Source organism: Streptomyces buecherae (genome assembly GCF_014295035.1).
In the GTDB taxonomy this organism is placed as follows: Bacteria; Actinomycetota; Actinomycetes; order Streptomycetales; family Streptomycetaceae; genus Streptomyces; species Streptomyces youssoufiensis.
In genome coordinates this window covers 3,573,772-3,598,240 of record NZ_CP060404.1, presented here as the reverse complement: position 1 = coordinate 3,598,240, position 24,469 = coordinate 3,573,772, and the positions used below count along the sequence as shown (strand labels likewise).

Here is a 24,469-nt window from a genome sequence, read left to right as displayed (position 1 = left end):
CGTAGCCCTTGGCATGCCCCAGCTCCCGGCCCCCGACTACCCGGCCGAGGTACGGGCCCGGCTGGAGGCCGACGCCCGGGAGGTGATCGCCCGCTACCCCGACAGCCGCTCCGCGCTGCTGCCGCTGCTGCACCTGGTGCAGTCCGAGGAGGGCCACGTCTCCCGTACCGGCGTCCGGTTCTGCGCCGAGGTGCTGGAGCTGACCACCGCCGAGGTGACCGCGGTCGCCACCTTCTACACCATGTACCGCCGCAAGCCGAGCGGCGACTACCAGGTGGGCGTGTGCACCAACACGCTGTGCGCGGTGATGGGCGGCGACGCGATCTTCGAGGCGCTCCAGCAGCACCTGGGCGTCGGCAACAACGAGACCACCGACGACGGCAAGGTCACCCTCGAACACATCGAGTGCAACGCGGCCTGCGACTTCGCCCCCGTCGTCATGGTCAACTGGGAGTTCTTCGACGGGCAGACCATCGAGAGCGCCAAGGCGCTGGTGGACGACCTGCGCGCCGGCCGGGCCGTGCGGCCCACCCGGGGCGCGCCGCTGTGCACGTACAAGGAGACCGCGCGCATCCTGGCCGGCTTCCCCGACGAGCGGCCCGGCGCGGTCGCCGCCAGCGGCGGCGCGGGCCCGGCCTCGCTGGTCGGCCTCAAGCTCGCCAAGGGCGAGGCGGCCCCGGGGCGGATCGTCTCGCCGCGCGGCGAGAGCGAGCCGAGCGACGCCCCGCCCGCGCCGGGCCCGGGCCAGCAGCCGCCCGAGACCCACCCCAGCTCGCACGACGCGCCGCAGTCCACCGCGGCCTCCGACCCCAGCCATCCTGCCGGCCCCGCAGCCGAGGAGGGGGAGTGATGACCGTGTCCACCGAGGAGACCGGGGGCACCGCCCAGCAACACGCCGGGGGCGGCACCAGCCCGGAGAAGCTGCTCGCGCCGGTCCTCTCCGCGTTCTGGGACCAGCCCGAGTCCTGGACGCTGGAGACCTACCGGCGCCACGAGGGGTACGAGGGGCTGCGCAAGGCGCTGGCCATGCCGCCCGACGACGTGATCGCCTACGTCAAGGAGTCGGGGCTGCGCGGTCGCGGCGGCGCCGGCTTCCCGACCGGCATGAAGTGGCAGTTCATCCCGCAGGGCGACGGCAAGCCGCACTACCTCGTCGTCAACGCCGACGAGTCCGAGCCCGGCACCTGCAAGGACATCCCCCTCCTCTTCGCCAACCCGCACTCGCTCATCGAAGGCATGATCATCGCCTGTCATGCCATCCGCTCCCAGCACGCCTTCATCTACCTGCGCGGCGAGGTCGTCCCCGTGCTGCGGCGGCTGCACGAGGCCGTGCGCGAGGCGTACGAGGCCGGCTATCTCGGCCGCGACATCCTCGGCAGCGGACTCGACCTCGACATCACCGTGCACGCCGGCGCCGGCGCGTACATCTGTGGCGAGGAGACCGCGCTGCTCGACTCCCTCGAAGGGCGCCGCGGCCAACCCCGACTGCGCCCGCCCTTCCCGGCCGTCGCGGGTCTGTACGCGTGCCCCACCGTGGTGAACAACGTCGAGTCCATCGCCTCTGTTCCCGCCATCCTGAACAAGGGCAAGGAGTGGTTCAGGTCGATGGGCAGCGAGAAGTCACCCGGCTTCACGCTGTACTCGCTCTCCGGCCACGTCGCCCGCCCCGGCCAGTACGAGGCGCCGCTCGGCATCACGCTGCGCCAACTCCTCGACATGAGCGGCGGCATCCGCCCCGGCCACCGGCTCAAGTTCTGGACCCCGGGCGGCTCGTCCACGCCGCTGCTCACCGACGAACACCTCGACGTACCCCTGGACTACGAGGGCGTCGGCGCCGCCGGCTCGATGCTCGGCACCAAGGCGCTCCAGTGCTTCGACGAGACCACCTGCGTGGTGCGCGCCGTCACCCGCTGGACCGAGTTCTACGCCCACGAGTCCTGCGGCAAGTGCACCCCCTGCCGCGAGGGCACGTACTGGCTCGTGCAGTTGCTGCGCGACATCGAGGCCGGCAAGGGCCGCGCCGAGGACCTCGACAAGCTCCAGGACATCGCCGACAACATCAACGGCAAGTCCTTCTGCGCGCTCGGCGACGGCGCGGCCAGCCCCATCTTCTCCTCGCTCACGTACTTCCGCGAGGAGTACGAGCGGCACCTGGGCGGCCGAGGCTGCCCCTTCGACCCGGCCAGGTCCACGGCCTGGGCCGACGACCCCACAGACGCCCACCTGGAGGTGAACGCGTGACCGTCACGACCACCGGAGCCAGCAGTGGTTCCGCCGCGGGCCCCTCCTCCGGCGGCGCTGCGGCGGTGCCACCGGAAGACCTGGTCTCCCTCACCATCGACGGCATCGAGATCAGCGTGCCCAAGGGCACCCTGGTCATCCGGGCCGCCGAACTGCTCGGCATCGAGATCCCCCGCTTCTGCGACCACCCGCTCCTGGACCCGGCCGGCGCCTGCCGGCAGTGCATCGTGGAGGTGGAGGGCCAGCGCAAGCCGATGGCCTCGTGCACCATCACCTGCACCGACGGCATGGTCGTCAAGTCGCAGCTCAGCTCGCCGGTCGCGGAGAAGGCGCAGCGCGGTGTGATGGAGCTGCTGCTGATCAACCACCCGTTGGACTGCCCGGTCTGCGACAAGGGCGGCGAGTGCCCGCTGCAGAACCAGGCCATGTCCACCGGCGACCCGGAGAGCCGGTTCGAGGGCCAGAAGCGCACCTTCGCCAAGCCGGTGCCGATCTCCACGCAGGTGCTGCTCGACCGCGAGCGCTGCGTGCTCTGTGCCCGCTGCACCCGCTTCTCCAACCAGATCGCCGGCGACCCGATGATCGAACTCCTGGAGCGCGGCGCGCTCCAGCAGGTCGGCACCGGTGAGGACGACCCGTTCCAGTCGTACTTCTCCGGCAACACCATCCAGATCTGCCCGGTGGGCGCGCTGACCTCGGCGGCCTACCGGTTCCGCTCCCGCCCCTTCGACCTGGTCTCCTCGCCGAGCGTGTGCGAGCACTGCGCCGGCGGCTGCGCCACCCGCACCGACCACCGGCGCGGCAAGGTCATGCGGCGGCTCGCCGCCAACGACCCCGAGGTCAACGAGGAGTGGATCTGCGACAAGGGCCGGTTCGCCTTCCGGTACGCGCAGCGTCCCGAGCGGCTGACCACGCCGCTGGTACGCAACGCCGACAGCGGCGAGCTGGAGCCGGCGAGCTGGCCCGAGGCGCTGGCCGCCGCGGCCCGCGGCCTGGAGGGCGCGCGCGGCCGGACCGGGGTGCTGACCGGCGGGCGGCTGACCGTCGAGGACGCGTACGCCTACGCCAAGTTCGCGCGGGTCGCCCTGGACACCAACGACATCGACTTCCGCGCCCGGGCGCACAGCACCGAGGAGGCCGACTTCCTCACCGGGTACGTCGCCGGTCGCGGCCGCGACCTGGACGGACGGGGGCTGACCAACGCGACGCTAGAGGCGGCCCCGGCCGTGCTGCTCGTCGGGTTCGAGGCGGAGGAGGAGGCGCCCGGCGTCTTCCTGCGACTGCGCAAGGCCCACCGCAAGCACGGCCAGCGCACCTTCGGCATCGCCCCGTACGCGACCCGCGGCCTGACCAAGGCGGGCGGCACGCTGCTGCCCGCGGCGCCCGGCACCGAGACGGAATGGCTGGACGCGCTGGCCGGCGGCGTCGGCCTGGACGAACTGGGCCAGCGCGCGGCCGACGCGCTGCGCGCCGAGGGGTCGGCGATCGTCGTCGGGGAGCGGCTGGCGGCCGTGCCCGGCGCGCTGACCGCCGCCGTCCGGCTGGCCTCGGCCACCGGCGCCAGCCTGACGTGGATTCCGCGCCGGGCCGGCGAGCGCGGCGCGATCGAGGCGGGCGCGCTGCCCGGGCTGCTGCCCGGCGGGCGCCCGGCCACCAGCCCGAGCGCCCGCGAGGAGGTCGCCGAGCTGTGGCGGGTGCGCGAACTGCCGCCCCGGCACGGACGCGACACCGGGCAGATCATCGAGGCCGCCGCGGGCGGCGAACTCGGCGCGCTGCTCGTCGGCGGCGTCGAGGTGGCCGACCTGCCCGACCCGGCCCGCGCCGTCGAGGCGCTGGACGCGGTGCCGTTCCTGGTCAGCCTGGAGCAGCGGCCGTCCGAGGTCACCGACCGCGCGGACGTGGTGCTGCCGGTCTCGGCCGTGGTCGAGAAGTCGGGCACCTTCCTCAACTGGGAGGGCCGGGCCCGCTCGTTCGAGGCCGCGGTCAAGCCCGACCAGATGGCCCGCCGCCACGTACAGCCCGACGGTCGGGTGCTGCACATGCTGGCCGACCACATGGACGCCCCGATCGCGCTGCCCGACGTGCGCGCCGCGCGGCGCGAACTGGACCGGCTCGGCGGCTGGGAGGCGGCGCCGGTCACGACGCTGCCGACGCCGACCGGACAGGGCGGCGCCCCGCTGCCGCGCCCGGCGGCGGGCCAGGCGGTGCTCGCCGGCCACCGGCTGCTGCTCGACCAGGGCCGGCTCCAGGAAGGCGACGAGGCGCTGACCGGCACCCGACACGCCCCGCTCGCCCGCCTGTCGGCCACGACGGCCGCCGAGGCCGGCGTACGGGACGGCCAGTTGCTCCAGGTGCGCGGCCCGGCCGGCACGGTGACGCTGCCGCTGGCGGTCACGGAGATGCCCGACCGGGTGGTGTGGCTGCCGCTGAACTCGACCGGCGGCGGCGCCCAGCGTGACCTGGGCGCCCGCACCGGCGAGTTGGTCACGATCGGCGCGCCCGCCCAGGTCGCCCCGGAGCTGGGTACGGAGGTGACGGGATGACCGGCGTCGTCGCTGGCGCACAGAGCGACCTGAGCTATCTCGCGGCGGAGGACCTGTCCGCGTTCGGACACGACCCGTGGTGGCTGGTGGTCATCAAGGCCGTCTTCTGCGTCGCGTTCCTGATGGTGACGGTGCTGATCTCCATCGTCATGGAGCGCAAGGTCGTCGCCTGGATGCAGCTCCGCATCGGCCCCAACCGGCACGGCCCCTGGGGCATGCTGCAGTCCCTCGCGGACGGCGTGAAGCTGATGCTCAAGGAAGACGTGATCGTCAAGCGGGCGGACAAGGCGGTGTACCTGCTCGCGCCGATCATCGCCGCGATCCCCGCGTTCATGGCCGTCGCCGTCATCCCGTTCGGCCCGGCGGGCAACGAGATCTCCATCTTCGGCGAGCGCACCACGATGCAGCTCACCGACCTGCCGATCGCCGTCCTCTACATCCTGGCCACGGCGTCGGTCGGCATCTACGGCATCGTGCTGGCGGGTTGGTCCTCCGGCTCGACGTACCCGCTGCTCGGGGGCCTGCGCTCGTGCGCGCAGATGATCAGCTACGAGATCGCGATGGGCCTGGCGTTCGCCGCGGTCTTCCTGCACTCCGGCTCGATGTCCACCTCGGCCATCGTCGAGGGTCAGCACGACCGTTGGTACGCGATCCTGCTGCCGGTCTCCTTCATCATCTACCTGATCGCGATGGTCGGCGAGACCAACCGCGCCCCGTTCGACATGCCGGAGTCCGAGGGCGACCTGGTCGGCGGCTTCAACACCGAGTACTCGTCGATCAAGTTCGCGATGTTCATGCTCGCCGAGTACATCAACATGGTCACCGTCTCGGCCGTCGCGGTCACCCTCTTCCTCGGCGGCTGGCGGGCCCCGTACCCGATCAGCACCTTCTGGGAGGGCGCGAACCACGGCTGGTGGCCGATGCTCTGGTTCGTCGGCAAGCTGCTGACCCTGCTGTTCGCCTTCGTCTGGCTGCGCGCCACGCTGCCGCGGGTGCGCTACGACCAGTTCATGAAGCTGGGCTGGAAGGTGCTCATCCCGGTCTCCATGGTCTGGCTGATGCTGGTCGCCACGGTGCGGGCGCTGCGCAACGAGGACTACGAGTTCCAGGACATCGTGCTCTACGTCGGTGGCGCCGTCCTGGCGCTGCTGCTCCTCTCGTTCGTCTGGGACATGTACCGCGACCGCGCGGACAGGCGGGCCGAGTCCGAGGCCGAAGCGGCGCCCGAACCGGCCTTCGACCCGATGGCGGGCGGCTTCCCCGTGCCACCCCTGCCGGGGCAGACCCCGCCGCCCGTGCCACGACGACGACCGCGCCAGGAGCGCGAGCTCATTGTCAGTGGCGGGGGCGACACTGTCAGTGACGGAAAGGAGACGGGCGGTGTCTGACGTCCAGGCTCGTGCCTTCCGGGGGGCGACCCCCGTACCCCCGGCAGCGAAGGAGGCCGACCGTGTCTGACTTCCAGGCTGGTGTCTCCCGGGGGGCGACCCCCGTACCCCCGGCAGCGAAGGAGGCCGACCGTGTCTGACTTTCAGGCTCGTGCCTTCCGGGGGGCGACCCCCGTACCCCCGGCAGTGAAGGAGGCCGACCGTGTCTGACTTCCAGAATCCGGTCGCCGGGTTCGGCGTGACCTTCAAGGCCATGTTCAAGAAGCGGCTGACCGAGCAGTACCCGGAGCAGAAGAAGCCCACAGCGCCCCGGTTCCACGGTCGCCACCAGCTCAACCGGCATCCGGACGGGCTGGAGAAGTGCATCGGCTGCGAGCTGTGCGCCTGGGCCTGCCCGGCCGACGCGATCTACGTGGAGGGCGCGGACAACACCGAGGAGGAGCGCTACTCCCCGGGCGAGCGGTACGGCCGCGTCTACCAGATCAACTACCTGCGCTGCATCCTGTGCGGCCTGTGCGTCGAGGCGTGCCCGACCCGGGCGCTGACCATGACGAACGAGTACGAACTGGCCGACAGCTCCCGCGAGTCGCTCATCTACACCAAGGAGGAGCTGCTCGCCGGGTTGCAGGAGGGCATGGTCGAGTCGCCGCACTCGATCTTCCCCGGCACGGACGAGCAGGACTACTACCGCGGCCTGGTCACCGAGGCCGCCCCCGGCACCGTCCGGCAGGTCGCGGTCAGCAAGGGCGAGCAGCCGCCGGGCGCGGAGCCGGCCGACGCCGCCGAGGACGGCCCGGTCAGCGCGCCCGAGGCCGCCGCGGCGGCACGCAGCGGGACCAGCGCGCAGGGCAAGGGGGTCACGGCGTGAGCACACTGGCCGCCGCGGCCTCCACCACCTCGACCGGCGAGGCCGTGCAGTTCTGGGTGCTTGGCACCGTCGCCGTGATCGGCGCGCTGGCCACCATCCTGATGAAGAAGGCGGTGCACTCCGCCCTCTCGCTCGCCGGCACCATGATCATCCTGGCGGTGTTCTACCTCGCCAACGGCGCGTACTTCCTGGGCGTCGTGCAGATCGTCGTCTACACCGGCGCGATCATGATGCTCTTCCTGTTCGTCGTGATGCTGGTCGGCGTCACCGCGGCCGACTCCCTCACCGAGACGATCAAGGGGCAGCGCTGGCTGGCCGCCGGCTGCGGCCTCGGCTTCGGCATCCTCCTGATCGCCGGCATCGGCAACGCGTCGCTGAAGAACTCGGAGGGCCTGGCCAAGGCGAACGCCGGCGGCAACGTCGAAGGACTGGCGGAGCTGATCTTCACCAAGTACGTCTTCGCCTTCGAGATCACCGGCGCGCTGCTGATCACCGCCGCCGTCGGCGCGATGGTCCTCACCCACCGGGAGCGCACCGAGCGCGCCAAGACCCAGCGGGAGCGGGCGCTGCTCCGCATCCGCGAGGGCAAGCAGATCACGCCGCTGCCCGCGCCCGGCGTCTACGCCCGGCACAACGCGGTGGACATCCCGGGGCTGCTGCCCGACGGCTCGATCTCCGAGAAGACCGTCAGCGCGACGCTGCGCGGCCGAGGCCAGATCCGGGACGTCTCCGGGACATCGCTGGCCGAACTCGCCGCCCTCGAACAGCGCTCCGAGGAGTGGCTGGAGCGCGGCGGCGACGCCGAGGGCGGGCCGACCGCCCAGCGCACCCCGTCCGCCCGTAACGGAACCCACCCCGGGGGCGCGGGCGAGGCCCGGGCCGAGGAGGAGGTCAAGTGAACCCGATCAACTACCTCTACCTGGCGGCCCTGTTGTTCACCATCGGCGCGGCGGGGGTGCTGCTCCGGCGGAACGCGATCGTCGTGTTCATGTGCATCGAACTGATGCTGAACGCCTGCAACCTGGCGTTCGTCAGCTTCTCCCGGATGCACGGCAACCTCGACGGACAGATCATGGCCTTCTTCACGATGGTCGTCGCCGCGGCCGAGGTCGTGATCGGCCTCGCGATCATCGTGATGATCTTCCGCTCCCGCCACTCGGCCTCGGTCGACGACGCCAGCCTGATGAAGCTGTAAGGGGTAGCGACAGTGGAAAACCTCATCGGATGGCTTGTCGCGGCGCCGCTGCTGGGCGCGGCCGTGCTGCTGTGCGGCGGCAAGCGGCTCGACCGCCTCGGGCACTGGCTCGGCACGCTGCTCGCGGCGGCCTCGTTCGTGATCGGCGTGCTGCTCTTCGTCGACATGCTGGGCGAGGACGAGCACCACCGGGCCATGCACCAGCACCTGTTCAGCTGGATCCCGGTCAGTGGCTTCCAGGCGGACGTCGCGTTCCAGCTCGACCAGTTGTCGATGACCTTCGTGCTGCTGATCACGGGCGTGGGCACGCTGATCCACATCTACTCGGTCGGCTACATGGAGCACGACGACCGGCGCCGGCGCTTCTTCGGCTACCTCAACCTCTTCCTCGCGGCGATGCTGCTGCTGGTCATCGCCGACAACTACCTGCTGTTGTACGTGGGTTGGGAGGGTGTCGGCCTCGCCTCGTACCTGCTGATCGGCTTCTGGCAGCACAAGCCGAGCGCGGCGACGGCGGCCAAGAAGGCGTTCCTGGTCAACCGGGTCGGCGACGTCGGCCTGTCCATCGCGATCATGCTGATGTTCACCACCTTCGGCACCTTCACCTTCGGGCCCGTCCTGGAGGCGACCGGGGAGACCGGCGAGGGCAAGCTCACCGCGATCGGGCTGATGCTGCTACTCGCCGCGTGCGGCAAGTCGGCGCAGGTGCCGCTCCAGTCCTGGCTGGGTGACGCGATGGAGGGTCCGACCCCGGTCTCGGCCCTGATCCACGCCGCGACGATGGTCACCGCCGGCGTCTACCTCATCACCCGCTCCGGCGCGATCTTCAACGCGGCGCCCGACGCGCAGACCGCCGTGGTCGCGGTCGGCGCGGTCACGCTGATCTTCGGTGCGATCGTCGGTTGTGCCAAGGACGACATCAAGAAGGCGCTGGCCGGCTCGACCATGTCGCAGATCGGGTACATGATCCTGGCCGCCGGGCTCGGCCCGATCGGCTACGTCTTCGCGATCATGCACCTGGTCACGCACGGCTTCTTCAAGGCCGGCCTCTTCCTCGGCGCGGGTTCCGTGATGCACGGGATGAACGACGAGGTGGACATGCGCAAGTACGGCGGCCTGCGCAAGTACATGCCGATCACGTTCATCACCTTCGGCCTCGGCTATCTGGCGATCATCGGCTTCCCCGGTCTGTCCGGCTTCTTCTCCAAGGACAAGATCATCGAGGCGGCGTTCGCCAAGGGCGGCACCGAGGGCTGGATTCTCGGCGGTACGGCGCTGCTCGGCGCGGCCATCACCGCGTACTACATGACCCGCGTGATGCTGCTGACCTTCTTCGGCGAGGAGCGCTGGCGCAAGACGGCGACCCGCTCGCCCGAGGCGCCCAGCGCCGAGCCCGCCGCCGAGACCCGCGGCGAGCACGCCGAGCCGCACCCGCACGAGTCGCCGAAGTCGATGACCATCCCCATGATCGTGCTGGCCTTCGGGTCGGTGTTCGCGGGCGGCCTGTTCAGCGTCGGCGACCGGTTCGTGCACTGGCTGGAGCCGGTCACCGGGCACGACCACGGCGACTCGCCGCTGAGCGCGACCACCGTCACGCTGTCCACCGTCGCGGTGCTGGTCGTCGGCGTCGCGCTGGCCTGGGCGCAGTACGGGCGCAAGCCGGTCCCGGTCGTCGCCCCGCGCGGCTCGCTGCTCACCCGGGCGGCCCGCCGCGACCTGCTCCAGGACGACTTCAACCACGTCGTCCTGGTCCGCGGCGGGGAGCACCTGACCCGCAGCCTGGTCTACGTCGACCACAAGCTGGTGGACGGCGTCGTCAACGGCACCGCGGCCTCGGTCGGCGGACTCTCCGGGCGACTGCGGCGACTGCAGAACGGCTACGCGCGCAGTTACGCGGTCTCGATGTTCGGCGGTACGGCGGTCCTGATCGCCGCGACCCTGCTGATGAGGGCGGTCTGACATGTCATTTCCCCTGTTGACGGCCACGGCCGTGGCGCCCGCCGTCGGCGCCGTCGCCGTCGCGGCCGTCCCGGCCGCACAGCGCACGCTCGCCAAGTGGGTGGCCCTGCTGTTCTCGCTGGCCACGCTGGTGCTGGCCGCCGTGGCGCTGGTCCGCTTCGACCCCGACAGCGAGGATCCGTACCAACTCACCGAGTCGCACGCCTGGATCGCGGACTTCGGCGTCCGGTACGAGCTGGGCGTGGACGGCATCGGAGTGGTGCTGGTCGGGCTGACCGCGCTGCTCGTCCCGTTCGTGGTGCTCGCCGGCTGGCACGACGCCGACCCGCCGGCCGGCGCGCCCGACGCCGCGACGCAGTCCGTCACGCACGGCCGGTGGCGCCCCACCCAGGGCTTCTTCGCGCTGATCCTGATGGTCGAGGCGATGGTGATCCTCTCCTTCGCGGCCACCGACGTCTTCCTCTTCTACGTCTTCTTCGAAGCCATGCTGATCCCGATGTACTTCCTCATCGGCGGCTTCGGCGACCGGGCGGGCCACAAGAACGAGCAGGAGACCGCGACCCAGCGCAGCTACGCGGCGGTCAAGTTCCTGCTGTACAACCTGGCCGGCGGGCTGATCATGCTGGCCGCCGTCATCGGGTTGTACGCGGTGACCGCCGACGACCTGGGCAGCGGCACCTTCTCGCTGCAACAGATCGCGGAGGCCCGGGCCAGCGGCGAGCTGTCCATCTCGACCAACACCGAACGGCTGCTGTTCCTCGGCTTCTTCTTCGCGTTCGCGGTGAAGGCGCCGCTGTGGCCGCTGCACACCTGGCTGCCGAACGCGATGGGTGAGTCGACCGCGCCGGTCGCCGTGCTGATCACCGCCGTGGTCGACAAGGTCGGCACCTTCGCCATGCTCCGCTACTGCCTGCACCTCTTCCCGGAGGCCAGCAAGTGGGCCACGCCGGTGATCCTGGTGCTCGCCGTGATCAGCATCCTCTACGGGGCGTTGCTCGCGGTCGGCCAGCGCGACATCAAGCGCCTGGTGGCGTACGCGTCGATCTCCCACTTCGGCTTCATCATCCTGGGCATCTTCGCGATGACCAGCCAGGGCCAGAGCGGCGCGACGCTGTACATGGTCAACCACGGCATCTCCACCGCCGCCCTGATGCTCGTCGCCGGGTTCCTGATCAGCCGGCGCGGCTCGCGGCTCATCGCCGACTACGGCGGCGTGCAGAAGGTGGCCCCGGTGCTCGCGGGCACGTTCCTGATCGGCGGGCTCGCGACGCTGTCGCTGCCCGGCCTGGCGCCGTTCATCAGCGAGTTCCTGGTGCTGGTCGGCACGTTCAGCCGGTACCCGGCCATCGGGATCATCGCCACCGTCGGCATCGTGCTCGCCGCGCTGTACGTGCTGGTGCTCTATCAGCGCACGATGACCGGGCCGGTGAAGGCGGGCGTGGAGAACATGCCCGACCTCAGGGCGCGCGAGCTGACCGTGGTGGTCCCGCTGATCGCGCTCTTGGTCTTCCTCGGCGTCTACCCCAAGCCGGTCACCGAGATGATCGACCCGGCCGTCGACCGCACGCTGTCCGTGGTCGACAAGCAGGACCCCAAGCCTGACGTGCCCGTACAAGATGTGGAGGCCGCGAAGTGAGCGCCGTGGCAGATCCCGTAACGGTCCACAGCCTGTGGACCATGGCGGCCGAGTCGCCGGACAAGTTCAAGGCGCCCGACATCGAGTACGGCCAGCTCGCGCCCACGCTGATCGTCATCGGCGCCGCCATCGTGGGCGTGCTCATCGAGGCGCTGCTGCCCCGCAAGGCGCGGTACGGGGCCCAGTTGTTCACCAGCGTGCTCGGCATCGCCGCCGCCTTCGCGGCCGTGATCGGCCTGGCCGTCGGCGACTACGGCACGAGCAAGGCCCGGATCGCGGCGGAGGGCGCCATCGCGGTGGACGGCCCCGCGCTCTTCCTCCAGGGCACCATCCTGCTGGTCTCGCTGGTCGCGGTCTTCACCTTCGCCGAACGCCGCCTCGATCCGGTGGCGCACGGCAACCGGGTGGACTCCTTCGCCGCCCAGGCCGCCGCCGTGCCCGGCGGGGACGCGGAGAAGGAGGCCACCAAGGCCGGCTTCACCACCACCGAGGTCTTCCCGCTGCTGCTGTTCGCGGTCGGCGGCATGCTGGTCTTCCCGGCGGCGAACGACCTGCTGACGCTGTTCATCGCGCTCGAGGTCTTCTCGCTGCCGCTGTACGTGCTGTGCGCGCTCGCCCGCCGGCAGCGGCTCGTGTCGCAGGAGGCGGCGGTCAAGTACTTCCTCCTCGGCGCGTTCTCCTCGGCGTTCCTGCTGTTCGGCATCGCGCTGCTGTACGGCTACGCCGGCTCGGTCACCTACGGCCGGATCGCCGACGTGGTGGACGGCGAGGTCGCCGACATCACCCCGGCCCTCGCGCAGACGATGGGCAACGACGCGCTGCTGCTGATCGGCGGCGCCATGGTGCTGATGGGCCTGCTGTTCAAGATCGGCGCGGTGCCGTTCCACATGTGGACCCCCGACGTCTACCAGGGCGCGCCGACCCCGGTCACCGGCTTCATGGCGGCGGCCACCAAGGTCGCGGCGTTCGGCGCGCTGCTGCGCCTGTTGTACGTGGTGCTGCCGGGGCTGCGGTGGGACTGGCGCCCGGTGATGTGGGGCGTCGCGATCGTCACCATGCTGGCCGGCGCGATCGTCGCGGTCACCCAGACCGACGTGAAGCGGCTGCTCGCGTACTCCTCGATCGCCCACGCGGGCTTCATCCTCGCCGGTGTCATCGCCACCAACGAGGAGGGCGTCTCCTCGGTCCTCTTCTACCTGGGGGCGTACAGCTTCGTGACGCTGGGCGCGTTCGCGGTGGTCACGCTGGTGCGGGACGCGGGCGGCGAGGCCACCCACCTGTCCAAGTGGGCCGGCCTCGGGCGCCGTTCCCCGCTGGTGGGCGCGGTCTTCGCGGTCTTCCTGCTGGCCTTCGCCGGCATCCCGCTCACCTCGGGGTTCGCGGGCAAGTTCGCGGTCTTCAAGGCGGCGGCGGAGGGTGGCGCGGGCGCCCTGGTGGTGGTCGGCGTGGTGTCATCGGCCATCGCGGCGTTCTTCTACATCCGCGTCATCGTGCTGATGTTCTTCAGCGAGCCCCGCGCGGACGGCCCGACGGTCGCCGTGCCGAGCGTGCTGACCTCGTCGGCGATCGCGATCGGCGTCGCGGTGACGCTGGTGCTCGGCATCGCGCCGCAGTACTTCCTGGAACTGGCGGGCGACGCGGGCGTCTTCGTCCGCTGACCCTCCCGTCCGCCCGCGCCCCGGCCCCGCCACCGGGCACCGAGACGGCGGGCGTACGCCTCGGGCCCGGCCCCCTTCGCCATGGAGGGCTTGGGTTCTAACGGTCCTCGCAACACCCGTGATCTGTGGGAGTTGCGAGGACCGTGGCCGTTGAGCGGGCTGATCTTGCAGGATTGAGGAAGCGTTTCCTTGTGCGGCTGGATGTCGTGGGGAACGTGAGTGTGGTGGCGCGTGAGCTGGGAGTGAACCGCAACACCGCCTTCGGCTGGGCCCGGCAGACCGGCCGGAGTTCGGTGCGCGTGTCCCGGCGGCACCCTGGGCGGGACGAGTACGAGCAGCTGCGGGCCAAGGGCGTCGCGCAGTCCGTGGCGGCGAGGCGCGCTGGGGTGAACGAGCGCACGGCCCGGGACTGGGACCAAGGCGTCAAGAAGAGCGGCACCACACGCACCTACGCCGACGGCCGCCGCGTCGACTACGCGGCGGGGACCCTCACGATGGGTGGTGTGACCACGGCACCGGTGGGCCTGGCGGCCCTGGACAAGCAGCTCCACCCGCGCTTCCTGACGCTTGCCGAGCGCGAGACGATCCACGACCTCCTGACGGCGGGTCGGTCTCTGAGAGCGATCGGGCGTGTTCTGGGGCGGCCGGCGAGCACGGTCAAGCGGGAGATCGAGGCGAACTCCGGCCGCGAGGATTACCAGCCCTACGCCGCCCACCGGGCAGCCGTCGCACGCAGGCCCCGGCCCAAGGAGCGCAAACTGCTGCACGAAGGCCGGCTGCGGCGCTTCGTCCAGGACGGCTGCGCAGGCGGTGGTCACCGGAGCAGATCTGCCACGCTCTACGCAGGGAGCATCCCAAAGACGAGTTGTACTTCCAGGCCCGCGGCGGCCTGAAACGGCAAGTGCAGGCAGCCATCCGCTCCGGCCGTACCCGCCGCAAGCCACGCCGAGATCCCCAGCGACGCACCCCGAGGTTCGTCGACCCGATGGTGATGATCACTGACCGCCCGGCCGACGTCGAGGACCGGGCCGTGCCCGGTCACTGGGAAGGCGACCTGATCATCGGCGCGGGTGGCCGTTCCGCGATCGCCACCCTGGTCGAGCGCAGCACCCGCTACACCATGCTGGTCCACCTGCCCGGCGGAGCCCACGACGCCGAGACCGTCCGCGACGGCCTCCTCACCACGATCCAGACTCTGCCCGCCCACCTGCGTGGTTCCCTCACCTGGGACCAAGGCAGCGAGATGGCACGCCACAAGCAGTTCAGCATGGCCACCGGCATGCCCGTCTACTTCTGCGACCCCGCCTCACCCTGGCAACGCGGCTCGAACGAGAACACCAACGGGCTACTGCGGCAGTACTTCCCCAAGGGCACCGACCTGAGCGTCCACACTCCCGAAGACCTCGAACACGTCGCCCAGGAACTCAACGGCCGCCCACGCAAGACGCTCGGCTGGGATACCCCAGCCGAGCGTCTACATGATCTACTCACCACCTGAAACCAAGCGGTGTTGCGACGACCCCTTGAACCCAAGCGCGATGCCGGGCCCGCGGCGTGTGCGCGGTCCGCGCGGGTGACCGGCCGCCGTCGCAGTCCGCGCGGGGCGACCGGCCGCCGACTGGTGGGGCTGCCGGTGGCGGTGGTCGGTGGCGGTGGTCGCGGGACCGGATCCAGACCGGGCGGGGCGTCAGCCGCCGAGACCGCCGGTGTTCTTGAGGTCGTCCAGGTCACCGCCGAGGTCCGGGATGTCGGGGAGCCCGGACGGGGTCGGGATGGCATCGCCGGCCTTGGCCGGGAAGAGGACGTCGTCCTGGGACAGGGCGTCCCAGTCCACGGTCAGGCTGCCGTCGGCGTTCGTGGTGACCTTGCCCATCGTGCGGTCGGTGTTGCCGTCGGGGCACTTGAGCATCAGCGTCTTCTGCTGGTACGCGCCGGTGCAGGTGTGCGGGCCGGCCAGGAAGGCGGTCTTGTCCTTGACCCCGAGGACGATGCGCTGGCCGTTGCCGGTGTCCTTGGACAGGTACGTGCCCTCGACCTTCGCGCTGTTCCCGTCGCCCTCGGCGGGGGCGTCGCTCGGCTGCTGCTCGGCGCCCGAGGGCGTCTGCTTCGCCTTGTCGCCGTCCTTGCCGCCGTCGCTGTCACTGCCACACCCCGTGACGAGCAGGGCGGCGAGGGCCGACGCACCAGCGATCATGGCTGCCTTGCGCACGCGCTTCTCCATCCGTTCCGGCCGGCCCGTCCCCCGGATCGGCCGCTGTTTTGGTCAGGAGCCTGACAACGTAGCAGCCCGTACGGCCCCCGCGGACGCCGGACTCGCCACCGACGGAGTGCCGGCGTCCGCGGCTCCGGAGCCGCGGACGCCCCCGCGGCACGGCGCCCCGGCACCCCCGGACCCGCCCGCCGCGAGGCGCCCGCGACCCCCGCGCCACGGGCCCCGCGTGGGCCCGTACGAGGCTCACGCGGGCGACCCCGACGCCGCGCCGTCCAGGGCCCGTACGACTACCGGCCGGTGATCTTGCCGGTGACCTCGCCGAGGCCCACGCGGACGCCGTCCGGCCCCGGGGCCCAGGCCGTGATCGTCACCTCGTCGCCGTCCTCCAGGAAGGTGCGCTTGCCGGTGGGCAGTTCCACCGGGTCGCGGCCGGACCAGGTCAGTTCGAGCAGGCAGCCCCGCTCCTCGGGGCGGGGGCCGCTGATGGTGCCGGAGGCGAACAGGTCGCCGGTGCGCAGGCTGGCGCCGTTGACCGTCATGTGCGCGAGTTGCTGCGCCGCCGTCCAGTACATGGCGGAGAACGGCGGTCGCGAGATGACGTGCCCGTTGAGGGCGACCTCAAGCCGGATGTCGAAGCCGCCCGGTTCGGCGGCGGCCGAGTCGTCCAGGTAGGGCAACAGCGGAACGTCCCGCCGCGGCGGCGCCGTACGCGCGTGCGCGAGCGCGTCCAGCGGCGTGACCCAGGCGGAGACGGAGGTGGCGAAGGACTTGCCGAGGAACGGGCCGAGCGGCACGTACTCCCACGCCTGGATGTCGCGCGCCGACCAGTCGTTGAGCAGCGTGACGCCGAAGACGTGGTCGGCGAAGGCGTCCAGCGGCACCGGTTCGCCCAACGTGGACGGGGCGCCGACGACGAAGCCCAACTCGGCCTCGATGTCCAGGCGCTGCGAGGGCCCGAAGGTCGGCGCGGCGTCGGCGGGCGCCTTGCGCTGGCCGGCGGGCCGGGCCACCGGGGTGCCGCTGACGACGACGGTGCCCGCGCGGCCGTGGTAACCGATCGGCAGGTGCTTCCAGTTGGGGGTGAGCGCGTCGCCGTTCGGGCGGAAGATCTGGCCGACGTTGCTGGCGTGGTGCTCGCTGGCGTAGAAGTCGACGTAGTCGGCCACGTCGAAGGGCAGGTGGAGCGCGACGTCGGCCAGCGGGACCAGCAGCGGCTCGACGGTCGCGCGCCGCGCGGGGTCGGTGAGCGCGTCGACCAACTCCGCGCGCACGGCGGACCATATGGCGCGGCCCGCGGCCAGCAGCGGGTTGAGGGTGCCGGCGGAGAGCACGGCGGCGTGGGCGGAACCGGTGGCCTCGGCCAGCGCGGGCACGTCCAGCACGTACGCGCCGTACCGCACGCCGACCCGCCGCCGCTGCGGCTCGTCCGAGGTGGTGAAGACGCCGTACGGCAGGTTGTGCGGACCGAAGGGGTCACCCTCGGCCAGGTCGAGCGGGCTGTGCTGGGGCATGGGTGCTGCCTCGCCTTCTCCTCGTCTGCAAGCTGGCAGGCCACAGACTACGTCTGGAAGGGCGGGTTGAGGGGGGCCACAAGGCGGTTGTGGATAACTCAGCGTGTCCGAATATCGGACGCCGCGTGCCTCATAGCGGTGCTGAACTCCCGATTTCCGGAGCGTCGATCCCGGAATGCGGAGCCCGGGTCGTGGTTTCCGGCCTGCTGGGTGCTGGGTGCTGGGTGCTGGGTGCTGGGTGCTGGGTGCTGGGTGTGTTGTGCTCGGTGCCCGGGGCGGTTGGGGCGGGGACCGGCGGCGCCGAGTGTCCGTCTCTCGCCGGGTGCCCGCGCCGCGTGGGAGCGGGGCCGCGGTGTACCTCGGTCCGGTGATGTGGGGGGAGGGGCGGGGTACTCGGGCCGCCGTTCGCGGGGGCGCGTGGTGCCGGGGGTGTACGGGGTGAGCGGAGTGTGCAGGGCCTATGGGGCGTGCGGGACGTACGGGGCGCGGCGGGTCGGGTCCGGCCGGGTCCCGGCCAGGTTCCGGCCGAGGGGCGGGCGGGGCTGCGGAGGGCCGGCGCGGAGGCCGCTCGCGGGGCCCGCCAGGGGGCGGGGCCGCCCGCGTTGGTGGGGGCCGTAGGCCGGGCGTCACCTGTCGGCAACCTGGCCTTGGCGTGGGCGTCCGCACGCCGACCAGGGCAGACGCGTGCACGCGCGGTGACCGACGGCGGCGGCGACCCCGAAGAGGCGAGCGCTTCGGGGGGAGCGGCGGCCGGGAAGGCGCTCACGGTGATCGATACCCGACCGGATACGCTTCCTTGTGGTGGAGACAGCGACACATCGACATTCCACGCGATCGTAGGCAGACAGGAGTACCTCTCGTGACCGTCGTCGGGCCCCTTGGGCTGACCGTGCGGGACCAGACTCTGGAAGCCGACGCCCTTGCCGGGTTGGCGGCCGTCGAGGAGGGCCTGCTGGAGGCCACCAAGAGCGACGTCCCGTTCATCACCGAGGCGGCCCAGCATCTGGTACGCGCCGGCGGCAAGCGTTTCAGGCCGCTCCTGGTTCTGCTGGCCGCGCAGTTCGGGGACCCGCACGCGCCGGGTATCGTGCCGTCGGCCGTGGTCGTCGAGCTGACCCACCTGGCGACGCTGTACCACGACGACGTGATGGACGAGGCCGACGTGCGGCGCGGCGTCCCCAGTGCCAACAACCGTTGGGGCAACTCCCTGGCCGTCCTGACCGGCGACTTCCTCTTCGCCCGCGCCTCGCACATACTGGCCGACCTCGGACCGGAAGCGGTCCGCATCCAGGCCGAGGCGTTCGAACGCCTGGTCACCGGCCAGATCCTGGAGACCGCGGGGCCGCGCGACGGCCGCGACCCGGTCGAGCACTACCTCGATGTCCTCGCCGGGAAGACCGGCTCGCTGGTCGCCGTCTCGGGCCGGCTCGGCGCGATGATGGCGGGCGCGGACGAGAGCGTCATCAGCGTGCTGACCCAGTACGGGGAGCGCCTCGGCATCGCCTTCCAGCTCGCCGACGACGTACTGGACATCGCGAGCGACTCGCACGAGTCGGGCAAGACCCCCGGTACGGACCTGCGCGAGGGCATCGCCACCCTGCCGGTGCTCCACCTGCGAGCCCAGGCCCAGGCGAGTGGGTCGGCGGCCGACCGCGAGCTGTGCGCGCTGCTTGATGGCGACCTGACGGACGACGCCCGGCACGCCGAGGTGCTGCACAGGCTGCGCGCCCATCCCGCCCTTGAGCAGGCACGACGCGACACGCTGCGGTACGCGGCGGAGGCGCGCGCCATGCTCGCCCCGCTCCCGACGGGCGCGGCGCGCTCGGCGCTCGAGGGCCTGTGCGACGCGGTGGTCCACCGGGCGGGCTGAGCCTCCGCCCCCCCGTAGTTCCCTTCCCCCCAGTGCCGCCTTCCCCGCCCCGAAGCCCCGCCGTGCCCGTACCCACCCGTGCCCGTCGTGGCCGACGGGTGGCGGGCCAGGTGGCGGCCCGAGTTCCCGTGCGGGCCCTGGTCTTGCCCCGAGAACCCTGGTCTTTCGTCTGAGACGTGTCATCCCGCAGGGGTACGGGGAGTTGCTCCTGCGGGGGGACGCCAGGCGGCGGCGCTTTTGATGGGATGGAGAAGCCACCGCACGGCGGATCGGGTGACAATGAAGCCCGAGGGTGGACGAGTGCGACGTTGATTAACCGCCGGGCGACGACGGAGGTAGAGCACACATGGCACGTACCCGATCGACAGAGGCCACGGACGAGTGGGACGAGGAGCGTCCCGCGCGACGGCACAAAGCCGCGCGGTACGCCGTCCCGGTCGCGGTGGCGGGGGTGGCGGCGGCGACGATCGGGCTGGTCCCGGCGCTTGCCAACTCCGGCGGCGACCCCGACCTGCCGAAGGTCACGGCAGAGGAACTGATAGCCAAGATCGCCGCGTCGGACACGCAGCAGCTTTCCGGCTCGGTGAAGATCAGCACTGACCTGGGCATTCCCGGCCTCTCGGCCGGCTCGTCGCTGGGTGGAATGGGCGGCGGCCAGCACGGTGGCGAGGACGGCGACGAGGCGTCCGCGGCGCCGCTTTCCAAGCTCACCGAGCTGGCGGCGGGCTCGCACACCCTGCGTATCGCGGCGGACGGCCCGGAGAAGCAGCGCGTCTCGATCATCGAGGACGCCGCCGAGTACAGCCTGATCCGCAACGGTGACCAGGTCTGGGCGTACGACAGCGGCAGCAACTCGGTCTACCACGCCACCGCTCCCCAGCAGGAGCGTTCCCACGGCAAGGGCAAGCACGAGGAGCGGCTGCCGAAGGACCTGACCGACGCCACTCCGCAGGAGCTGGCCAAGCAGGTCCTGGCCGGGGCGGACAAGACCACGTCCGTCACGGTGGACGGCACGGCGAAGATCGCCGGTCGCGACGCGTACCAGCTCAAGCTGACCCCGAAGGGCGACACCACGGTCGGCTCCATCCGGATCGCCGTGGACGCGGACAACGGTGTCCCGCTCAAGTTCACGCTCGCCCCGAAGAGCGGCGGCAAGGCCGTCGTCGACGTGGGGTTCACCAAGGTCAGCTTCGGCAAGCCGAAGGCCAGCACCTTTGAGTTCACGCCCCCCAAGGGCGCCAAGGTCACCGAGCAGAAGGACCTCGACCGCAAGGCCGACAAGCTCGGCCAGCGTGAGGAACTGGGCGCAGACGACCTGTCCGGCCTGAACGTGATCGGTGAGGGTTGGGGCACGGTCGCCAAGCTCAAGCTGCCCGGCGGCCTGCCCACCGAGCAGCACGGTGAGGGCGCCGAGTCCGCGGCGGCCTCGCAGTTCCTCGACAAGCTCGGCGACAAGGTCAAGGGCGACTTCGGCTCGGGCACGGTGTTCAGCACCCGCCTGGTCAACGCCCTGCTGACGGACGACGGCACCGTGTACGTCGGTGCGGTCGGCAAGGACACGCTGATCGACGCCGCCAACGCGGGCAAGTAGCCGCCGACGCGGCCAACCGGTCGCCGCGACCGCCCGGCCCCCCGGCTCCGCCGGGCAGGCCCACGGCGGTCGTCGGCGGCCGAGCCCGGCCGCACGGTGATCGGCGCCCGGCCGTCCGGTGGTGCGTACGCCCCCAGGGGCACGCACCACCGGACGGCCTTGCCACACCAGCGCCCTGTTGCCCGCGCCCCAGCCCCTGAGCGCCCCCGGGCCCCGCGCCGGCTGGTGCGAGAGCGGCTGGTTCGGGAGCGGCTGGTTCGGGGGCGGCCGATTGGGGTCCTGGCCCAGGGCGGAGCCGGGACGGGCCGGGGCGAGCGGGTCGAGGCGGGGAAGCTGCCTGCGTCGGCATGCGGTGGGCCGATTGCCCTGCGCCGCGTGTGACGGGTGCTGGACGGTGTGTCGCGCGTGGCGTGCGGCGTGAGGCGTGTGGTGTGCGCTGTGTACGGGGCGCGGTGTGTGGCCCGTGATGCGCGGGTGCGGTGCGCTGCGGGGCGGGCACGCGGCAGCGGCGTGTTGTGGCGTGACGCGTGTGTCGTCGTGCGGTACGGGGCGGGCTCGCGGTGCATGCTCGGTGGTGTGCGTCGGGCGGGCAGGGTGAGCCGACGTATGGCGGGCATGCGTGGTGGTGGCCGCGTACGCCACGGGAACGGTGCCGCAGGGTCGGCGCACGCGCGCCGCGGGGTTGGTGCGGGTGGGAGCGCCGGCCGGTGCTGGTTCGTTTCCGTACGGACTGGTTTCGTGTTGGATCGGTTTCGTGCCGTCCGGATGTGGGTCGAGGCCAACGTGGGTTGGCCTCGGGTCGCCTTCGGGTCGGTCTGTGTCGCGTGAGCGCACCTGTGCCGGGTGTGGCTCGCGGTGATGCGGCCCAGGCGCGACCGGTCCGAGGCGCGACCGGTCCGAAGCGCGACGGGTCCGAGGCGTGGCCGGCCCGGGGTGCCGGGAGCGTGGGCGGCGCGGACAAGGCCGTGGGCCGAGAGAACGACCGAGTGAGAACCGGATGACGAAGGGGGAGCCTGTGGACGAGCCGTCCGCCGGATCGACGCCCGCGGTGGAGACGCGCGGGCTCACGAAGCGGTACCGGGGTGGGCAGCTCGCCGTGGACGGGCTCGACCTGCTCGTACCGCGCGGCAGCGTCTTCGGCTTCCTCGGGCCCAACGGCTCGGGGAAGACGACCACCATCCGGATGCTGATGGGCCTGATCGAGCCGACGTCGGGCGGCGCCCGACTGCTCGGCTCACCCATGCCGCGCGCCGCCCGTCAGGCGTTGCCCAAGGTCGGCGCGCTGATCGAGGGCCCCGCGCTGTACGGGTTCCTCTCCGGCCGCGACAACCTCGTGCGCTACGACGCCGCCGACCCGACCGCCGACCCGCGCACCCGCACCGCCCGGGTCGGCGCGGCCCTGGACCGGGTGGGTCTCACGGCGGCGTCGGGCAAGAAGGCCCGCGCGTACTCGCTCGGCATGAAGCAGCGCCTCGGCCTGGCCGCCGCGCTGCTCCAGCCGCGCGAACTGCTCATCCTGGACGAGCCGACCAACGGACTCGACCCGCAGGGCATGCGCGAGATCCGCACCCTGGTACGCGAACTGGCCGACGACGGCATCACCGTCTTCCTCTCCTCCCACCTCCTCGACGAGATCGAGCAGGTGTGTTCGCACGCGGCCGTGATGGCGCAGGGCCGCCTGATCACGCAGGGCACGGTCGCCGAACTCGCGGCCGGAACGCGTGGCCGACTCACCGTCACCACACCCGACACGGCGGAAGCGGTCCGCATCCTCAAGGAGCACGGCGTGACGGATCTCGCGGTCACGGGAGACCGGATCACCGGCGAGCCGCCGGCCACCCAACTCGCGGACGGCACGCCCACCGACCTCGCCGACCTGAACGCCGCCCTCGTCCGGGCCGACGTACGGGTACGAGGCTTCGGCACGGAACGGGCCTCGCTTGAGGACGCGTTCGTCGCACTGACCGGGGAGGGTTTCGATGTCGCGGGCTGAGCGGGCGGGCAAGGCTGAGCGGGCTCAGCAGACCGAGGGGGCCGAGCAGGCCGAGGGGCCGGAGCGCGCTGCGGAGGCCGGGACGGCCGAGCGGTCCGGAGGGCCCGGAGCCGGCGAGCGGGTTACGGGCCCTGCCAGGCCCGCCGATGCCGGTGGAGCCGGGCAAGCCACCGACGCCGTGGGCTCCGTCGGGGCCGGCGAGGTCGGGGGCGCGTCCGAGATCGAGGGCGCGTCCGAGGTCGGGGGCACGGCCGGGGCCGAGCGGCCGGCGAAGGGTATGGCGACCGAGCGCCCCCGGGAGGCCGCACGGGTCGCGGCAGCTCAACCGGCTCGGGAGGCCGACCGGCGGCAGGCGGAACCGTCGCCGCGCGTGACCCGGCGCGGCGACCGGGAGGAGGACGGGCTCGCCGTCGTACCCCGGGGCGGCGGCGCCGCGGCCCTGCCACGCCACCCGAGCGCGCTGTGGTCACTGGCCCTGTTCCGCAGTGAACTGGGCATCACCTTCCGCCGGTGGCGCACGCTGGCCCTGCTCGCCGTACTGGCCGCTGTGCCGATCCTGGTTGGCATCGCCGTGAAGATCGAGACCAGCGACGGCGGCACCGTCGGGGACGGCGGCGGCAGCAACGGTGAGGGCCCGGCCTTCCTCACCCAGGTCACCAACAACGGCATCTTCCTGGTCTTCGCCTCCCTCGCCGCGACGCTTCCCGTCTTCCTCCCGATGGCCATCGGCGTGATCGCCGGCGACTCCATCGCCGGCGAGGCGAGCGCGGGGACGCTGCGCTACCTCCTCGTGGCCCCCGCCGGACGTACCCGCCTCCTGCTGGCCAAGTACGCGACCACGCTGGCCTTCTGCCTGGTCGCCACGTTGACGGTGGCGCTGGTCGCACTGGGCGTGGGAGCGGTCCTCTTCCCCCTCGGGGACGTCACGCTGATCTCCGGGACACGCATCACCTTCGCCGAAGCGATCGTGCGGGCCGCGGCGGTCGGCGGAGTGGTCGCGCTGTCGCTGGTCGGTATGGCCGCCGTCGGCCTGTTCATCTCGACGCTGACCAACAGCGGCATCGCGGCGATGGCGGCCACGGTCGGGCTGCTCATCACGGTGCAGATCCTGGACACCATCCCGCAGTTGCACGTGATCCACCCCTACCTCTTCTCGCACTACTGGCTGAGCTTCGCCGACCTCCTCCGCGACCCGATCTACTGGGACGAGATCATCAAGAACCTCGGCCTCCAGGGCCTCTACCTGGCCGTCTTCGGCTCCGCCGCCTGGGCCCGCTTCACCGCACGGGACGTCACGGCCTGACCCCCGCGCCCGCCGTCCTGCTCTTCCGCGCCCGGGACCTTGGCCCCGCGCCCGGGGGGCTGGGCCCCGTGTCCGAGGCTCTGGTCTCCGTGCCCTGGGTTCGGGGCTCGGCCCCGGAGGCGGAACCCCTGCGTCCGAGAGCCTGAGCCGAGGGTCGGCGGGGCGGCGGGCCGGCCGTTCGGGTGCCGGCCCCCGGAGATCCTGACGGCCGGGGTTCGGTGCCGGAGGGGCGCCGGCGGGCCGGCCTCCTCCTCGGCTCGGTCCGCGCGCCAGCTCTTGGCGCCTCCGTTCGTGCCGTGGCCGTGCAGGTTTGCCGGATTCGGGTCGCCCGTGCCGGGGCGGGTGCGGTTGAGTGGAGGCGATGACCCGGTCCAGCGCCAGGAGGCTCGGTGACAGCTCGGGGTCGAGTTCGCCGGTACACCTCTTTCGGGGGTGGGAGACGCGGACTGCGGCAACCCGTCCGGCCGTGCTTGGCCAGCTCAGCCCGATCCGGCCGCAGCC

16 protein-coding genes and 1 pseudogene are annotated in these 24,469 nt (G+C 71.9%); 15 read left to right on the top strand and 2 right to left on the bottom strand.

What is annotated here, in order from left to right:
- Positions 1 to 13 precede the first annotated feature (13 nt).
- The 11 genes and pseudogenes from nuoE (at position 14) to H7H31_RS13555 (ending at position 14,986) form a co-directional block, all read left to right on the top strand.
- Complete coding sequence (nuoE, locus tag H7H31_RS13605; RefSeq protein WP_187064188.1) at positions 14 to 850, top strand: NADH-quinone oxidoreductase subunit NuoE; 837 nt, start codon at positions 14 to 16, stop codon at positions 848 to 850.
- On the top strand, positions 850 to 2,241 hold the full coding sequence (gene nuoF, locus H7H31_RS13600; RefSeq protein WP_187064176.1) for an NADH-quinone oxidoreductase subunit NuoF: 1,392 nt from the start codon (positions 850 to 852) through the stop codon (positions 2,239 to 2,241). The genes nuoE and nuoF overlap by 1 nt, the downstream gene beginning before the upstream one ends.
- Positions 2,238 to 4,784, top strand: a complete 2,547-nt coding sequence (locus H7H31_RS13595; protein WP_187064175.1) for an NADH-quinone oxidoreductase subunit G — start codon at positions 2,238 to 2,240, stop codon at positions 4,782 to 4,784. The genes nuoF and H7H31_RS13595 overlap by 4 nt, the downstream gene beginning before the upstream one ends.
- Positions 4,781 to 6,172 carry an NADH-quinone oxidoreductase subunit NuoH gene (nuoH, locus tag H7H31_RS13590; protein ID WP_187064174.1) on the top strand — a complete coding sequence of 464 codons (1,392 nt, stop codon included), beginning with the start codon at positions 4,781 to 4,783 and terminating at the stop codon, positions 6,170 to 6,172. The genes H7H31_RS13595 and nuoH overlap by 4 nt, the downstream gene beginning before the upstream one ends.
- A 253-nt stretch (positions 6,173 to 6,425) precedes the next feature.
- The gene (nuoI, locus tag H7H31_RS13585; protein WP_254391105.1) at positions 6,426 to 7,040 is read left to right on the top strand and encodes an NADH-quinone oxidoreductase subunit NuoI; all 615 of its coding nucleotides are present in this window, start codon (positions 6,426 to 6,428) and stop codon (positions 7,038 to 7,040) included.
- Positions 7,037 to 7,939: an NADH-quinone oxidoreductase subunit J gene (locus H7H31_RS13580; protein ID WP_187064172.1), complete on the top strand. Its 903-nt coding sequence runs from the start codon at positions 7,037 to 7,039 to the stop codon at positions 7,937 to 7,939. The genes nuoI and H7H31_RS13580 overlap by 4 nt, the downstream gene beginning before the upstream one ends.
- Positions 7,936 to 8,235, top strand: a complete 300-nt coding sequence (nuoK, locus tag H7H31_RS13575) for an NADH-quinone oxidoreductase subunit NuoK (protein ID WP_187064171.1) — start codon at positions 7,936 to 7,938, stop codon at positions 8,233 to 8,235. Before H7H31_RS13580 ends, nuoK begins: the two co-directional genes overlap by 4 nt.
- Positions 8,236 to 8,247: 12 nt before the next feature.
- The gene (nuoL, locus tag H7H31_RS13570; protein WP_187064170.1) at positions 8,248 to 10,194 is read left to right on the top strand and encodes an NADH-quinone oxidoreductase subunit L; all 1,947 of its coding nucleotides are present in this window, start codon (positions 8,248 to 8,250) and stop codon (positions 10,192 to 10,194) included.
- Position 10,195: 1 nt separating this feature from the next.
- Positions 10,196 to 11,830: an NADH-quinone oxidoreductase subunit M gene (locus tag H7H31_RS13565; protein WP_187064169.1), complete on the top strand. Its 1,635-nt coding sequence runs from the start codon at positions 10,196 to 10,198 to the stop codon at positions 11,828 to 11,830.
- A gap of 41 nt (positions 11,831 to 11,871) precedes the next feature.
- Complete coding sequence (gene nuoN, locus H7H31_RS13560) at positions 11,872 to 13,488, top strand: NADH-quinone oxidoreductase subunit NuoN (RefSeq protein ID WP_187064187.1); 1,617 nt, start codon at positions 11,872 to 11,874, stop codon at positions 13,486 to 13,488.
- Between the two features lie 338 nt (positions 13,489 to 13,826).
- Positions 13,827 to 14,986 (top strand): annotated as a pseudogene (locus tag H7H31_RS13555) (IS30 family transposase).
- A 189-nt stretch (positions 14,987 to 15,175) separates the two neighbouring features.
- Here the strand turns inward: H7H31_RS13555 and H7H31_RS13550 are convergent.
- Together H7H31_RS13550 and fahA are read right to left on the bottom strand one after the other, a co-directional pair.
- Complete coding sequence (locus H7H31_RS13550) at positions 15,176 to 15,697, bottom strand: hypothetical protein (RefSeq protein WP_232109822.1); 522 nt, start codon at positions 15,695 to 15,697, stop codon at positions 15,176 to 15,178.
- A 290-nt stretch (positions 15,698 to 15,987) separates the two neighbouring features.
- Complete coding sequence (gene fahA, locus H7H31_RS13545) at positions 15,988 to 17,211, bottom strand: fumarylacetoacetase (RefSeq protein ID WP_187064167.1); 1,224 nt, start codon at positions 17,209 to 17,211, stop codon at positions 15,988 to 15,990.
- Positions 17,212 to 18,070: 859 nt separating this feature from the next.
- On the opposite strand from fahA, the gene H7H31_RS13540 reads away from it, so the two are divergent.
- The 4 genes from H7H31_RS13540 to H7H31_RS13525 all read left to right on the top strand — a co-directional run bounded on the left by H7H31_RS13540 (position 18,071) and on the right by H7H31_RS13525 (position 23,968).
- On the top strand, positions 18,071 to 19,081 hold the full coding sequence (locus tag H7H31_RS13540; protein WP_187059590.1) for a polyprenyl synthetase family protein: 1,011 nt from the start codon (positions 18,071 to 18,073) through the stop codon (positions 19,079 to 19,081).
- 346 nt (positions 19,082 to 19,427) lie between these two features.
- Entirely contained in the window at positions 19,428 to 20,672 is a 1,245-nt protein-coding gene (locus tag H7H31_RS13535; RefSeq protein WP_187063685.1) for a LolA family protein, read from the top strand.
- A gap of 997 nt (positions 20,673 to 21,669) precedes the next feature.
- Positions 21,670 to 22,665, top strand: coding sequence for an ABC transporter ATP-binding protein (locus H7H31_RS13530; RefSeq protein ID WP_187063684.1), 996 nt, complete (start codon positions 21,670 to 21,672; stop codon positions 22,663 to 22,665).
- A gap of 277 nt (positions 22,666 to 22,942) precedes the next feature.
- A complete protein-coding gene (locus H7H31_RS13525; protein WP_187063688.1) occupies positions 22,943 to 23,968 on the top strand; it encodes an ABC transporter permease in 1,026 nt (341 codons plus the stop codon).
- The last annotated feature ends 501 nt before the right edge of the window (positions 23,969 to 24,469 follow it).